The organism is Micromonospora sp. NPDC005254, from assembly GCF_042872525.1.
In the GTDB taxonomy this organism is placed as follows: domain Bacteria; phylum Actinomycetota; class Actinomycetes; order Mycobacteriales; family Micromonosporaceae; genus Micromonospora.
Map to the genome: position 1 here is coordinate 652,622 of NZ_JBIAKM010000003.1, position 15,096 is coordinate 667,717.

Annotated in this window: 11 protein-coding genes; 7 read left to right on the top strand and 4 right to left on the bottom strand. The window is 73.1% G+C overall.

What is annotated here, in order from left to right:
• The first annotated feature begins 90 nt into the window (after positions 1-90).
• Together ACFYPR_RS12680 and ACFYPR_RS12685 are read left to right on the top strand one after the other, a co-directional pair.
• Positions 91-2,631, top strand: coding sequence for a nitrate- and nitrite sensing domain-containing protein (locus ACFYPR_RS12680; protein ID WP_355066807.1), 2,541 nt, complete (start codon positions 91-93; stop codon positions 2,629-2,631).
• A 5-nt stretch (positions 2,632-2,636) separates the two neighbouring features.
• Positions 2,637-3,050, top strand: a complete 414-nt coding sequence (locus ACFYPR_RS12685; protein ID WP_197281421.1) for a roadblock/LC7 domain-containing protein — start codon at positions 2,637-2,639, stop codon at positions 3,048-3,050.
• A 79-nt stretch (positions 3,051-3,129) separates the two neighbouring features.
• On the opposite strand, the gene ACFYPR_RS12690 is transcribed toward ACFYPR_RS12685, so the two are convergent.
• Positions 3,130-4,473 carry a GH1 family beta-glucosidase gene (locus ACFYPR_RS12690; protein ID WP_354863185.1) on the bottom strand — a complete coding sequence of 448 codons (1,344 nt, stop codon included), beginning with the start codon at positions 4,471-4,473 and terminating at the stop codon, positions 3,130-3,132.
• An 845-nt stretch (positions 4,474-5,318) separates the two neighbouring features.
• On the opposite strand from ACFYPR_RS12690, the gene ACFYPR_RS12695 reads away from it, so the two are divergent.
• On the top strand, positions 5,319-8,225 hold the full coding sequence (locus ACFYPR_RS12695; protein WP_355066806.1) for a glycoside hydrolase family 48 protein: 2,907 nt from the start codon (positions 5,319-5,321) through the stop codon (positions 8,223-8,225).
• Between the two features lie 285 nt (positions 8,226-8,510).
• Here ACFYPR_RS12695 and ACFYPR_RS12700 read toward each other — a convergent pair whose 3' ends face one another.
• Positions 8,511-9,275: a DUF3159 domain-containing protein gene (locus tag ACFYPR_RS12700; RefSeq protein ID WP_387185512.1), complete on the bottom strand. Its 765-nt coding sequence runs from the start codon at positions 9,273-9,275 to the stop codon at positions 8,511-8,513.
• Between the two features lie 83 nt (positions 9,276-9,358).
• Here ACFYPR_RS12700 and ACFYPR_RS12705 point away from each other — a divergent pair, with 83 nt between their 5' ends.
• On the top strand, positions 9,359-10,246 hold the full coding sequence (locus ACFYPR_RS12705) for a phosphatase PAP2 family protein (RefSeq protein WP_354858533.1): 888 nt from the start codon (positions 9,359-9,361) through the stop codon (positions 10,244-10,246).
• An 8-nt stretch (positions 10,247-10,254) separates the two neighbouring features.
• Positions 10,255-10,923, top strand: a complete 669-nt coding sequence (locus tag ACFYPR_RS12710) for a maleylpyruvate isomerase N-terminal domain-containing protein (RefSeq protein ID WP_355066805.1) — start codon at positions 10,255-10,257, stop codon at positions 10,921-10,923.
• Positions 10,924-11,039: 116 nt separating this feature from the next.
• Here the strand turns inward: ACFYPR_RS12710 and ACFYPR_RS12715 are convergent, their stop codons facing one another.
• Positions 11,040-11,903, bottom strand: a complete 864-nt coding sequence (locus tag ACFYPR_RS12715; protein WP_354858538.1) for a DUF1028 domain-containing protein — start codon at positions 11,901-11,903, stop codon at positions 11,040-11,042.
• A gap of 38 nt (positions 11,904-11,941) precedes the next feature.
• Positions 11,942-13,159, bottom strand: a complete 1,218-nt coding sequence (locus tag ACFYPR_RS12720; RefSeq protein WP_354858540.1) for a low temperature requirement protein A — start codon at positions 13,157-13,159, stop codon at positions 11,942-11,944.
• A 154-nt stretch (positions 13,160-13,313) separates the two neighbouring features.
• Between ACFYPR_RS12720 and ACFYPR_RS12725 the strand changes: the two genes are divergently transcribed.
• Both ACFYPR_RS12725 and ACFYPR_RS12730 read left to right on the top strand, forming a co-directional pair.
• Positions 13,314-14,297 (top strand): LLM class F420-dependent oxidoreductase, encoded by a 984-nt coding sequence (locus tag ACFYPR_RS12725; protein ID WP_354858600.1) that lies wholly within the window; start codon positions 13,314-13,316, stop codon positions 14,295-14,297.
• A complete protein-coding gene (locus ACFYPR_RS12730) occupies positions 14,294-15,085 on the top strand; it encodes an SDR family oxidoreductase (protein ID WP_354858542.1) in 792 nt (263 codons plus the stop codon). The genes ACFYPR_RS12725 and ACFYPR_RS12730 overlap by 4 nt, the downstream gene beginning before the upstream one ends.
• Positions 15,086-15,096 lie beyond the last annotated feature (11 nt).

A 15,096-nucleotide genomic window follows, 5' to 3' on the forward strand; every position in this document is an offset into this window, starting at 1 on the left:
CGCCCTGCCCGGGCCGTTGACAGCGCTACCGAGCCTGGTTGGATGGACTGCGCTCCCCGGGTCGCGGTGGACGCGGCAGGAGGAGGCAGGGTGGCGGGAGGTCCCGATCCGGCGACCGGCGGGGTGTCGAATCACCGCCGGCGACGCTTCGACGTCCGCGTCGTTCCGCATCGACGCCGCTCGCCGTTCCGGCTGCGGGACTGGCGGATGAGCACCAAGCTGGCCACCGTGCTGGTGGTGCCGTCGGTGGCGTTCCTGGTGCTCGCGGGCGTGCAGACCAGCGCCCTGGTCGGACGGACGACCGCGCTGAACGACTTCTCCCGGCAGGTCGGCATCGGCCGGCAGATCACCGCAGTGGTGCACCAGCTCCAACAGGAGCGGGACCGTTCGGCGGGTGAGCTGGGCGAGCTGCGCCGCGGTGGCGACCGGCAGGCCGCCGCCACCGCGCTGCGACCGTTGCAGGCGGCCTCCGACCGGGCGATGGCCGACCTGAGCCGGGCGGCCGGGCCGCTGGCCGATGCCGACGCGTCCTGGCGGGTGGCCTTCTCCGAGGCGCAGGAGGCGTACGACCAGGTGATCGACATCCGTCCGGCGATCCCGCCGGCGGTGCTCAGCAACGACACCATCCTGAGCAACTACCACCGGGCCGTGGGCGCGCTGCTGGACCTGCTCGCCGAGCCGACGCCGGGTCAGGACCGGGCGGCGCTGAGCGACTCGGTGCTGCGCTACGTGCAGCTGGCCCGGGTCAAGGAGCTCTCCTCCCGCGTCCGCGCCCAGCTCTACGCCGCCGCCCGCGCCGGCCGGTACGGCACGGAGGACCGGGTGGTCCTCACCGACCTGCGCGCCCAGCAGTTGACCGCCCTCGGCGCGTTCCGGGTGGCCGCCACCACGGATCAGATCCGCCGGTACGACGAGACCTCGGTGAACCCGCTGTTCCTGGTCGCCACCCAGCTGGAGGAGCGCAGCCTGCCGGCCGGGAACGCCGCGCCCGAGGTGCTGCCGTCGGAGCAGTGGTGGTCGGCCAGCCAACAGCGCCAGGAGTTGCTGCGCCAGGTCGAGGCGGGGGTGCTGGACGACGCGGTGCGCCAGGCCGACGACGCCAGCAGCGGCCAGTTGCGGGCCACCCTGCTGGTGGTGGGCGGTGTCGTCGCCGTGCTGCTGGTCGCCCTGCTGATCTCATTGCTGGTGGGGCGGTCGGTCGCCCGGTCGATGCGGCTGCTGCGCAGCCAGGCGCTGCGCATCGCGCAGGTCGAGCTGCCGGACGCGCTGGATCGGCTGCGGACCGTCACCGGCGGGGTGCCGAGCATCGACGTCGCGCCGGCTGTGGTCCGTTCGCTCGACGAGATCGGTGAGCTGGCGGAGGCGTTCGTCGCGGTGCACCGCAGCGCCGTGACCGTAGCCGTCGAGCAGGCGCTGATGCGTCGCAACGTCAATGCGATGTTCGTCAACCTGGCCCGCCGCAGCCAGGTGCTGGTGGAGCGCCAACTGGAGTTGCTCGACGACCTGGAGCGCGAGGAGAGCGACCCGGACCAGCTCGGCAACCTGTTCAAACTCGACCACCTGGCCGCCCGGATGCGCCGTAACGACGAGAGCCTGCTGGTGCTCGCCGGTACGGACTCCACCCGTCGGTGGAACCGTCCGGTGGGTCTCGGCACCGTGCTGCTGGCCGCCGCCGCCGAGATCGAGCAGTACCAGCGGGTCCGGCTGGATTCGGTGGGCGAGGTCAACGTGGTGGGGCACGCGGTCGGGGAACTGGTGCACATGCTGGCCGAGCTGCTGGAGAACGCGACCGCGTTCTCCCGTCCGGACACGGTCGTGCTGGTGACCGCCCGGGTCGAGGCGTCGGGCGCGTTGATCGAGATCGTGGACGACGGCCTGGGCATGAGCCCGACCGCGCTGGCCGAGGCGAACGCGGTGCTGGCCAGCCCGCCGGCCGCGGACGTCGCGGCGGTCGAGCGGATGGGCCTGTTCGTGGTCAGCCACCTGGCGAGCCGGCTGGGCGTGCGCGTGCAGCTCGACGCACGCCAGAGCGGCCTGGTCGCGCGGCTGGTGCTGCCGGCCGCCCTGCTGGCTCCGGCCGGTGCGGTGGAGCTGGATCCGCCGGCGCCGGCCCGGATGCTGGCGGCGAGTGCGGCGCGGGGCGCCGCGGCGCAGCGGATGGCGGGGGCCCCCCGGTCGGCTGGTGCCCGTGGGCCGGCCGTCGCGCCGCTGGACCTGCCGGTGGCCGGTCGCCCGCCGGCTGCCACCGTGCCGCGCCAGACCCGCCCCGTGCCGGTACGCGCCGAGGACGTGTTGGCTCCGGCCGCCTCCGATGACGGCGGCGGCTGGTGGTCCCGGCAGGGGCCGACCGGGGCGGCGGCCCCCGGCCCGGCCGCGCCGCCCGCCACTCCGGTGACGGCCGGCACGAATGAGCGGGGCCTGCCGGTACGCGTGCCGATGGCGCAACTCTCCGCGGTCACCCGCCCGGCCCAGCCGGAGTCGGCGCCGGCGCGCGCCGAACTGGACCCGGAGGCGGTCGGTGGCATGCTTTCCCGGCTCTACAGCGGGGTACGGCGTGCCGAGGCCGAGGACACCACCGAGATATCGGTGCCACCCTCGTGGGGGCACGACGAAGGAGGACGACGACAGTGACGACGTTGAGCCAGGAGGCACGTGACCTGAGCTGGCTGGTGAGCGCGTTCGCAGAGCGGGTGCCGGGTGTGGCGCACGCGGTGGTGGTCTCCTCCGACGGGCTGCTGGTGGCGATCTCCGACCATCTGCCCCGCGACCACGCGGACAAGCTCGCCGCGGTGACGTCCGGGCTGATGAGCATCACGGCGGGCGCGGCGCAGATGTTCGACGGCGACATCGTCAAGCAAACGGTGGTCGAGATGGGCCGGGGCTACTTCCTCGTGATGCAGGTGCGCGACGGATCGATCCTGGCCACGCTCGCGGCCGGCGACGCGGACATCGGCGTGGTGGGCTACGAGATGGCCCGGCTGGCGAAGCAGGCGGGGGAGATGCTCACCCCTGCCCTGCGGGCGGAGTTGCAGCAGGCGCTGCCCCGCTGAACGTTGCCGACCGTGACCCGGACGGTCACCGGCTCACCCGGAGCCGAGCCGTCCGGGCCCGGCCGTCCGGGCGGCCCGCTCAGAAACCGCCCTCGGCGATGACGGAGCGGTACCAGTGGGCGCTGCGCTTGAGCACCCGGCGCTGGGTGGCGTAGTCCACGTAGACCAGGCCCCAGCGTTGGTCGTACCCTTCGTCCCACTCGAAGTTGTCGAGCATCGACCACACGTGGAAGCTCTCCAGCGGCACTCCGGCGCTGATGGCGCGGTGCGCGGCGGCCAGGTGGTCGCGCAGGAAGGTGATCCGGCCGCTGTCGTCGACGGTGTCGTCGGCGGCCAGGGTGTCGGGGGTGGGCAGGCCGTTCTCGGTGACGGTGAGCGGGATCGGGCCGTAGTCGCGGGTGACCCGGGTCAGGATGTCGTACATCCCGTCGGGGTAGATCTGCTGCCAACCGGCCTCGGAGGTCGGCCACCGGTGTTCGGTGCTGCCGTCGGCCGTGACGTAGATGGGCGTGTAGTACTGCACGGCCAGCAGGTCGACCGGCGACGAGATCACCGCCAGGTCGCCGTCGCGGATGCCGCGAACCATCCGGCTCTGCGGGCCCAGGTCGGCCAGCACGTCCTGCGGGTAGCTGCCCTTGAGCAGCGAGTCGAGGTAGAGGCGGTTCTCGTAGCCGTCGTAGAGCTGGGCGGCGGCGCCGGCCTCGGGGGAGTCGTCGGTGGGGTAGCAGGGGTGCAGGTTGAGCGCGGGGCCGATCCGGCCGGTGCCGTTGGCGGCGCGCAGCGCGCGGACCGCGAGGCCGTGGGCCAGTTGCAGGTGGTGGGCGACGAGGTAGGCGGCGTCCGGGTCCTGCCGGCCGGGCGCGTGGTGGCCCATGAGATAGCCGTTCTGGACGACGGTCTTGGGCTCGTTGATGGTGAGCCAGACCGGCACCCGGTCACCGAGGGCGGTGAACACCGCGTCGGCGTAGTCGGCGAAGCGGTGGGCGGTGTCGCGGGACTCCCAGCCGTCGGCGTCCTGCAACGCCTGCGGCAGGTCCCAGTGGAACAGGGTGGCCATCGGGGCGATGCCGCGCTCGTGCAGGCCGTCGAGGAGGCGGCGGTAGAAGTCGAGCCCGCGCTGGTTGGGCGCGCCGGTGCCGTCGGGCTGAACGCGGGGCCAGGAGATGGAGAAGCGGTAGCTGCGCAGACCCAGGTCGCGCATCAGGTCGAGGTCTTCGGCGTACCGGTGGTAGTGGTCCGCGGCCACGTCGCCGGTGTCGCCGTTGCGGGTACGCCCGGGGACACGACTGAAGGTGTCCCAGACCGACTCGCCGCGGCCGTCCTCCTTGGTTGCGCCCTCGATCTGGTAAGCGGAGGTGGCCGCGCCCCAGCCGAAGTCGCGGGGAAAGCGCAGCGGGCCGGCGGGCCCGGTAGGTATCGACATGGATTCTCCTCGTGGATACGGGGCCGCCGCCGAGATTCGGGAGCGCTCCCAGAATAGGCCAGGAGCGGCCGGCCCCGTGAGCCGGCCGTCACGGCGGCCGGACATGGCGGGTCGAGGCGGGTGAGGGCCCCGGACAGCGAACGAGGCCGACCGGGCGGCGCTTGGCGCCTGTCCCGTCGGCCTCTTTTCCCATTGTGTACGGGGGTTTAGTGTGGGGACGGGGGAGGGCAACCCCCGTCCCCACCGTAACTGCACACACACGGGCGGAATTTGGGTCCTGCCGTGCGTGTCGCGCGGGAGCCGGGCCACGCGAGTGGCTCTGGTTCCACCTCCCTCCCTGTGGCGGGATGATGGCTGACGGCGGCGTCCGGGCTGGCCCGCCGTCGGCCTTCGGGTTGGTTCCCCGGGGCCCGCCACGAGGACGGTCCCGGTGATCTTCCAGTTGGAACCTTTGTCGATGGAAGCGCTCCCATCGACCGATGTTGCGACTGTAACGCCCGTCACGCCTTTGTGAAAGACCCAAAACGAGATCGAAACAACTGGGTGATCCCGTCCCCTGTGCGCTTGTTGTGGGAGCGCTTCCATGGCACACTGTCGATTCAACGCGACAGGAGCCAGATCGCGTGGGCGCGGGTCCGCCGAGGGCAGCCGGCAGCACGACTTCCGGTCACGGCACCCGAGCGCAGCCGGCGGGACCCCCTCCCGCGCGGGCCGCACCGCCGCACCCCGGCCGGGCCCGGGGCAACCACCTTCCCGGCGCCTCGAATCCCCCGCGTACCACCACACCCGCGGGCAGGCGCCTCGCCGGGGACCATCCCGGCCTGGTCCGAGGAGACACCGCGCACATGAGACAACTGGCACGACGCCGCCGAGTGGCGATCCTCGCCGCCGCCGCGCTCGCCATCGGCGGGGTGACCCTGCCCGCCGGCGCCGCGCAGGCCGCACCCGCCTGCGACGTGGTCTACGCGACCAACGACTGGAACACCGGCTTCACCGCCAACGTGACCATCAAGAACCTGGGCGACGCGGTCAGCAACTGGACGCTCAAGTGGACCTTCCCGAACAGCAGCCAGCGCGTCACCCAGGGCTGGTCGGCCAGGTTCAGCCAGTCCGGCAGTGAGGTCACCGCGACCAACGAGTCGTACAACGGCAACCTCGGCACCGGGGCTTCCACCACCATCGGCTTCAACGGGTCCTACTCGGGCAGCAACCCGAAGCCCACCTCGTTCACCCTGAACGGCACCTCCTGCAACGGCACCCCGGCCAACCAGCCGCCGACGGTCTCCCTCGCCCTGCCGAGCGGGCCGTTCACCGCCCCGGCCGACGTGCCGCTGACCGCCACGGCCAGCGACCCGGACGGGACGATCAGCAAGGTCGAGTTCTACCGCAACGGCCTGCTGATCAACACCGACACCACCGCGCCGTACACGTACACGCAGGAGGACCTGCCGGCCGGCAACTACACGGTGCAGGCCAAGGCGTACGACAACGCCAACGGCATCGGGGTCGCCGAGAAGGCGTTCACCGTCGGCGCCGCCAGCGGCCCGACGCTGATCGCCACGCCGTCCGCGGTGAGCGTCAACGAGGGTGGCACGACCACCTTCAACCTCAAGCTCAGCGCCGCGCCGACGGCCAGCGTGCCGGTCACCCTCACCCGCAGCGGAGACACCGACGTCACGGTCTCGCCGAGCACCGTCACCCTGACCCCGAGCAACTGGAACACCGGGGTCACCGTCACGGTCGCCGCGGCGGAGGACACCGACACCGTCGGCGGCACCGCCACCATCACCGCGTCCGCCACCGGTCTCGCACCCCTGGCGGTCACCGCCACCGAGATCGACAACGACACCCCCGGCGGCGACAACGCCTACATCAAGAAGTTCCTCGCCCAGTACGGCAAGATCAAGAACTCGGGCTACTTCAGCCCCGAGGGCGTGCCGTACCACTCGGTCGAGACGCTGATCGTCGAGGCGCCGGACTACGGCCACGAGACCACCTCGGAGGCGTTCAGCTTCTGGATCTGGCTGGAGGCCCAGTACGGCCGCGTCACCCAGAACTGGGCGCCGTTCAACAACGCCTGGACGGTGATGGAGAAGTACATCATCCCGTCGCACGCCGACCAGCCCACCGCGGGCTCCGCCGGCACACCGCAGTACGCCGCGGAGTACAACCTGCCCAGCCAGTACCCCTCGGCGCTGAACCCGAACATCTCCGTCGGGCAGGACCCGCTCCGCTCGGAGCTCCAGTCCACCTACGGCACCGGCGACATCTACGGCATGCACTGGTTGATGGACGTCGACAACACCTACGGCTTCGGCCGCTGCGGTGACGGCACCACCAAGCCGGCGTACATCAACACCTTCCAGCGGGGCACCCAGGAGTCGGTGTGGGAGACCGTCCCGCAGCCGTCCTGCGACACCTTCAAGCACGGCGGTCAGTACGGCTACCTCGACCTGTTCGTCAAGGACACCGGCACTCCCGCCAAGCAGTGGAAGTACACCAACGCCCCGGACGCCGACGCCCGTGCCGTGCAGGCCGCGTACTGGGCGCTGACCTGGGCCAAGGCGCAGGGCAAGCAGGCCGACGTCGCCGCCACCGTGGCCAAGGCCGCCAAGATGGGCGACTACCTGCGGTACGCGATGTTCGACAAGTACTTCAAGAAGATCGGCAACTGCGTCGGGGCCAGCACCTGCCCCGCCGGCAGTGGCAAGGACTCGGCGCACTACCTGCTGTCCTGGTACTACGCCTGGGGCGGCGCGTACGACACCAGCCAGAACTGGTCCTGGCGAATCGGTTCCAGCCACAACCACTTCGGCTACCAGAACCCGTTCGCGGCCTGGGCGCTGACCAACACGCCGGAGCTCAAGCCGCAGTCGTCGACCGCGGTCGCCGACTGGACCAAGAGCTTCGACCGGCAGCTGGAGTTCTACACCTGGCTGCAGTCGTCCGAGGGCGGCATCGCCGGCGGCGCGACCAACAGCTGGGACGGCAGCTACGCCCAGCCGCCGTCGGGCACCAGCACCTTCTACGGCATGTTCTACGACGTCGACCCGGTCTACAACGACCCGCCGTCGAACCAGTGGTTCGGCATGCAGGCGTGGTCGATGCAGCGGGTCGCCGAGCTGTACCTGCAGACCGGCAACGCGAAGGCCAAGGCGCTGCTGGACAAGTGGGTGCCGTGGGCGATCGCCAACACGACGGTCGGCACCAACTGGTCGATCCCGTCGGACATGAAGTGGACCGGTCAGCCGATCACCTGGAACCCGTCCAGCCCGCAGCCCAACACCAACCTGCACGTCGAGGTGATCAGCAAGGGCCAGGACGTCGGCGTCGCCGCCTCCTACGCCCGGACCCTGATCGCGTACGCGGCCAAGTCGGGCAACGCGGCGGCGAAGACCACCGCCAAGGGCCTGCTGGACGCGCTCGACGCCGCCAGTGACGCGAAGGGCGTCTCCACCACCGAGACGCGGGGCGACTACAAGCGCTTCGACGACACCTACGACGCGTCCACCGGGCAGGGCCTCTACGTCCCGCCGGGCTGGACCGGGAAGATGCCCAACGGCGACGCCATCGCCGCCGGCAAGAGCTTCCTCGACATCCGGTCCTTCTACAAGAACGACCCGGACTGGCCCAAGGTGCAGGCGTACCTGAACGGTGGTGCGGAGCCCAGCTTCAACTACCACCGCTTCTGGGCGCAGGCCGACGTGGCCATGGCGTACGCCGACTACGGGACCCTGTTCCCGAACGGCTGAGAGCCACCCGGGGTGGGTGGAGTGCCCCGCCCACCCCGGGGTTCGGCCGGGTCCGGGGGAACGATGGGACCCGGCCGGCGGACGGCCTGACACCCACGGTCAGGCCGGGGTGGGCCGGTCATCTGGCCAACGCAGCGGGTCGACCGGCCCACCCCACCGCCCGGACTGAAGACTGCCGCGAAAAAGCCCAGAAATTCGGGCTGTCGCGGGATCACACCAATGAGGATGACGGAGTAACGTACGTCACCGGAGAGGCCGCTCCCCCCGTGGCGGCCTCTCCACTTTTTATGCCCGCCGAGGCCCCTTCCCGGCCGGCTCGTCGGGCCGGATGTCCGGGTCGCCGGTGACCGGGTGACGCAGCCCCGGGTGCCCGGTCGGCAACGACCGGCGCAGCACCACCCAACTCACCGCGAGCGCCGCCGCGACCAGCGGCCAGGTCAACGCGATCCGGGCCACCACGAGCGCGAGCACCTGCCCACTCAGGTACAGCGGGACGAACACCGCCACCCGCACCACATAGGTAGCCGTCCACACCCAACTCGCCCGGCCGTACCCGCGCAGCAGCGCCGGATCCCGCCGCCACCGGGCCCGCTGGCCCAGCGCCGCGCCGACCAGCACGCCCAGCAGCGGCCAGCGCACCACGATGCTCACGGCCCAGGCCAGCGCGCTGGCGGCGTTCGACAGCAACTGGATCAGAAAGAAATTCTCGGCCCGGCCGGTCCGCACCGCGATCAGCGCCGCGACGCAGACGGCGAGCAGCCCGATCAGCACTGAGCGCGGCCGGTCGCCCCGCCGCAGCCGTACGCCGGCCACCACGACGCCCACGGCGAGCGCCGCGCCCACCCCGGCCCACAGCGACTCGCCGCCGATCAGCCAGCCCAGCGCGAACGCCACCGGCGGCAGGGTGGCGTCCACCGCTCCCCGCCGCCCACCCAGCAGGTCCGCCAGGGACTCGGCCGGGGCCGCTCCGCCGGCCTGCCGACCGGCCGTCGTCGCCCGGTCCGGGCCGGGCTCGACCTGGCCGGACTCCCGCTCCGGTGTGCCGCCCACCGCCACCTCCTCGCCTCCGCCTCAACCTAACCGCCGGGAGCCGGTGGGCCACCGGCCGACCGGCCGGCGCCGGCCGCTACGGTGTGCGGATGCGCGCGACGGCACGGGGTTGGACCGCGGTCTGGTTGGTCGTACTGGCGCTCGTCCAGGCGGCCGCCTTCCTTGCCGTCTGGCGGGTGGCCGTGCACACCGAGATCGGTCAGTGGGTCGACACGGTCGCCCTGACCGGCAACGAGATCGGCCACGACCGCATCGACGGGCCGGTGGACCGGATCCTCAACGCGATGTCGGTGGTCTCCCTGCTCGCCGCCACCGCGATGATCGGCTTCATCGCGCTCATCCGGGGGCGGATCGCCCTGGCCGTCACCGCGACCCTGCTCATCGCCGGGGCGAACGTCTCCACCCAACTGCTCAAGTACGGCCTGAGCCGGCCCGACCTCGGCCTCGACCCGGAGCGCGCCGCGGTGGGCAACAGCCTCCCCAGTGGGCACACCGCCGTGGCCGCGTCGGTGGCGGTCGCGCTCATGCTCGTCCTGCCGCCCAAGGTGCGGGCCGTCGGCGCCTTCGTCGGCGCGAGTTACGCCGCCATCGCCGGGGTGGCGACCCTGTCCGCCGGTTGGCACCGACCCAGCGACGCGGTCGCCGCCTACCTGGTGGTGGGCGTCTGGGCGGCGCTGGCGGGACTGGTCCTGCTGATCACCCAACGCGAGCAGGCCCAGATCGCGCCCGGTGACGCCCACCGCGTCGCCGCGGTCGTGCTCGGTGTGGCCGGCGTGCTCGCCCTGATCGCCTCCGGACTGGCCCTCACCTGGCTGGTGGACCTGCGCGGGACCGGCCCGGAGGAGTTGAGCCGCCGCCCGCTCTTCGTCGGGTACGCGGGCAGCGCCGCCGGCATCGCCGGCACAATGGCGCTGGTGATGGCGCTGGTGCTGACCGTCGTGCACCGGCTGGTGCCCCGGGTCAAGGGTTGAGCCGACCGGTGGACCCGGTTCGCGCGGCGTTCCGTGCCGAGTGCGTACGGCTCACCGAGATCCTGGCCGAGGTGGACGCCGTCGACCTCGACCGGCCCACCCCCTGCCCGCCGTGGACCGTCCGGGAGTTGCTCGCGCACGTGCGCACCGGCGCCGGACGGCTGGCCGACATGCTCGCCGCCCCCGCCCCGCCGCGCGCCGAGGTGGACGCCGCCCGGTATTTCGGCGCGGCGAAGTTCACCCCGCAGGTGGACGCCGACCGCATCGCCGGCGGCCGCCGCGACGCGCGGCAGGTGCACCGGGAGGCGTTGGCGACCGGGTTCGAGCGGGCCTGGCGGGCCGCCGACGCGGCGGTCGCCGTGGCCCCGCCCGATCGGGTGGTCCGGACCCGGCACGGCGACGCGATGCTCCTCACCGAGTTCCTGCGGACCCGGGTGGTCGAGGTGGGCGTGCACGGCCTGGACCTGGCGGCGGCGCTGGACCGCCCGCCGTGGCTCACCCCGCGTGCGGCCGCGGTGATCGCCGACCTGCTCACCGCAGGGCGACCCGCACCGGCCGCGTTGGGCTGGGACCGGCTGACCCTGATCCGCAAGACCACCGGCCGTGCGGCACTGACCGTCCCGGAACGGGCCGCGATCGACGCCGCCGGTTTCCGCTGGCTCGCCTTCGGCCGCTGACCCCGACCGCCGTCGCGAGTCGCCCGCGCTGGCTCGTCACCGGGTGCCGCTGACGCCGCCCCGGCCGGTCAGCCCGCCGAACGGGGCGCGGGAACGTGCGGGGCCGGCCCGGCCGGTCAGCTCGCCGGTCGGGGCGCGGGAACGTGCGGGGCGACGCCCCGCAGGTGCGTGAGCACCACCGGGTCGATGCGCCCCGGCACCAACCGCTCCTCCAGGTTTTCCAGCCCTGCCCAGGAGACCAGCGCCGCCTCCGTCCCGGCGTCGCCGACCGGGTGACCGAGCGCGGTGAGCAACGTCGCCACCTCGTCGGCGACCGCGCCGCTCAGGTCGAGCAGGGTCGCCGGGTCGGGCCGACTGAACAGCATGGTGTGCACGGCCAGCAGCCGACCCAGCTCGGTGACCGGGTCCGGATGGTCGTCCACCCGCAGGTCGATCAGCACGTCGCTGGTGCCGCCGTACCCTCCGCCGCGCTCGACCACCAGCAGGCCGGCGCTCTGCCGGCCGCGCCGGTCCCCGCCGGCCTCGTCACCGGCGCGCAGCGCCGCGACCAGCCGCTCGGCGAACGGCAGCGCCGAGGAGGCCAGCCACGCGTCGCCCAGCGCGTCGACGACCTCCGGGCCGGTGAGGACGTTGCCCTGCGCGGCCCAGCCGTCGCCGGTCCGCCCGCCGGCCCAAGGGTGGCAGGCCGGGCCGGTCCAGCTCGCACCCGGGCCGCTGACGCCCACCACGCCGAGTTGCCGGTGCTCCCGCTCGGCGTCGGCGGCGATCAGGCCGGCCACCACGTCGGCGGCGGCCACCCCGGTGCGGAGCAGCGTCAGCCCCTGCGGGCGGTAGGCGAGGTTGACGTGCGCCTGGGTGGCCAGCGCGCCGACCTCGGCCTGCGCGGCCGGCACCAGCGCCCCGGCGGCGAGGAACTTGCTGGCCACGACGACGCCGTGGCGGCGGCCGTCGGCGGAGCGGGCGACGAGGGAGAAGGTCACCCGCCGAGACTAACCGGCTGTTGGGCGTACGCCGACGGTCAGAACGGGGTCGCGGCGGCCTCCGGCGGCGCGCCCCGCGCCCGGCGGGCGTCGGCGACCGCGACGCCGCCCAGCACGAGCACTCCGGCGGCCAAGGCGGCCAGCCCCGGCAGGAACAGCAGCGGTACGACCACCGCCGCCAGCACCAGGATGGCGATCCACCGCGACGGGGAGACCCGCCCGAACACCTCGTACTCGAAACGGGCCCGGCCGGCCAGGAACAGCGCGGGTCCGCCGAGCACCATGGCCAGCCACGCCCCCGGGGCATGGCCCAGCGGATGATCGATGATCAGCTCGTAGCCGACCGCCGTGGCGGCCAGGCCGACCACCATGACCAGGTGCGTGTCGGCCGCCGAGCGGCCGATGTTCGCCGGGTGGCGGGCCGTCATCACGGCCTCGCCCAGGATCTGCCCGGCGCGCTGGACGTAGATCCGCCACAGCATGATCGACGTGGCCACCGAGAGCGCGAAGGCCCACGCGTGCCCCGACTCGTACGGGCCCTTGCTGTACGCGAAACCGGCCACCAGGATCGTCTCGCCCAGCGCCACGAGAAAGAACTGCTGGTACCGCTCGGCCAGGTGCTCCCCGGCGATCTCCCACTTCGAGACCGTCGACCGGCCCAGGCCCGGCACCGGCCAGCCGCACCGCGCCGCCAGGTACTCGATGAGCAACGCCAGCGCCCAGAGCATCACCTGCCCGTTGATGGGCAGCAACGCCCCACCGATCCAGAACACCCCGCTGACGGCGAACACCACGGTCATCCGCACCTTCAACCGGCGGTACGGATGCGGTCCCAACGCGATCGACAGGATCAGCGGCCGGGTCACCTGCGCGACGACGTACGCTGTCGCGAACGTCAGCCCGGTCTCGCTGAACGCCCGGGGGATCGCGACCCCCATCACCATGCTGGCCACGAGCGCGGTCAACACCACGGTCTGCAGCGGTGCCCGGTACGGGTCGTAGCGGCTGGTCGTCCACGCGGTGCCCTGCCAGACCGCCCAGAGCGCCAGCAGCAACAGCAGCGTCTTGCCGCTGCCGGTGACCGCCGGCCAGCCCAGCTGCGCCGGGCTCTCGGTCAGGTCCTCGAACGCACGCGCGGAGATCCGGGTGAGCGCGAAGACGTAGACCAGGTCGAAGAAGAGCTCCAGGAACGTGGCCCGACCGGGCGCGGTCGCCGCCGGGACCGGCTCCAGGTGTCCCGCCGCCCTGGAACCCATGGTCAGCGGCCTGCGCCGGTGCTCCGGTCCACCTCGAAGTCGTAGCACCTCGGCCGGCACGCGCGGCCGCGAACCGGCGATTCTGCCCACTTCGGGGATCTTGCTCGCAGGCCCCGTCAACGGGCACGATCGATCGGTGACGAATCGATGGGGCATGACGGTGCCGTTGGGCGGGATCCCGCTGGCCGATCACCAGGCGGTCTACGCGACCCTCGATAGCGCCGGGTTCACCGACGTGTGGTCCTCCGAGGTCGCCGGGACCGACGCGTTCACCCCGCTGGCCCTCGCCGCGGCGTGGCAGCCGCGGCTGCGGCTGGGCACCGCGATCACCCCGGTCTTCACCCGCGGCCCCGGGCTGCTCGCCATGAGCGCGGCGGCGCTCGCCGAGGCGGCCCCGGGCCGGTTCGCGCTCGGCATCGGCGCGTCCTCGCCGGTGCTCGTGCGGGACTGGAACGCGGTGCGGTTCGACGAGCCGTTCCGACGTACCCGCGACGTCCTGCGGTTCCTGCGCGCCGCGCTGCGCGGTGAGACGGTGGACGAGGTCTACGACACCTTCACGGTGCGCCGGTTCACCCTCGAACGGCCACCGGCGGTGCCGCCGCCGATCCTGCTCGCCGCGCTGCGCCCGGGCATGCTCCGACTCGCCGGCGCCGAGGCCGACGGGGTCATCCTCAACTGGCTCAGCGCCGAGGACGTGCCGCGGACCCTCGCGGAGTTGGGCGAGCGGCGTGCCGGCTTTGAGGTAGCCGCCCGGATCTTCGTCTGCCCCACCGAGGACGCCGCGTACGCCCGCACGCTCGGCCGCCGGCTGATCACCAGCTACCTCACCGTGCCGGCGTACGCCGAATTCCATCGCTGGCTCGGCCGCACCGAGGCGCTGGCGCCGATGTGGGAGGCCTGGGCCGCGGGGGACCGGCGTGCCGCCAGCGCGGCGGTGCCCGACGAGGTGGTCGACGCCCTGGTGCTGCACGGCTCGCCGGAGCGGTGCCGGGCCCAGGTCCGCCGCTACGCAGACGCCGGCGTGGACGTGCCGGTCCTCGCGCTGCTGCCCACCCCCGAGGTGACCGCCGGCAGCGCGGCCGCGCTGATGACCCTCATCGCCCGGTTGGGCACCGAGCCCGTGGGAGCGTCCCAGTGAATCTGACCGACCGGATCGCGGTGGTCACCGGCGGCGCCGGCGGCATCGGGGCGGCACTGTCACGGCGCTTCGCCGCCGAGGGCGCCGCCGCGGTGGTCGTCGCCGACCTGGACGCCGAGGCGGCCCATGCCGTGGCCGAGGGCATCGGCCCGGTGGCGCACGCCGCCGCCCTCGACGTCACCGACGAGGCCCAGGTCCGCGCGCTCGTCGACGACACCGAACGGCGCTTCGGCCGCATCGACCTGTTCTGCGCCAACGCGGGGGTGACCACCGGCGGGGGAATCGAGGTCGACGACGCGGCCTGGGATCGCGCGTGGCGGGTCAACGTGCTCGCCCACGTCTACTCGGCCCGCGCGGTGCTGCCCGGCATGCTCGCCCGCGGCGGCGGCCACCTGCTGCACACCTGCTCGGCGGCGGGCGTGCTGACCGCGGTGGGCGACGCCGCGTACACCGCGACGAAGCACGCCTCGGTGGGTTTCGCCGAGTGGCTCGCCATCACCTACCGGGACCGGGGCATCCGGGTCAGCGCCCTCTGCCCGCAGGGTGTGGACACCCCGATGCTCGCCGACGGCATCGTCGAGGGCCACCTGGGCGCCCGGGTGATCGCCGCCTCCGGAGCGGTGCTCACCCCGGACCAGGTCGCCGAGGCGACCATCGCCGGGCTGGCCGAGGAGCGGTTCCTCATCCTGCCGCACCCGGAGGTCGCCGACTACGCCCGCCGCCGCGCCGAGGACCCGGACGGCTGGCAGGCCGGCCTCCGCAAGCTGGTCCGCCGACTGACGGCCTGACGGTCTGGGGC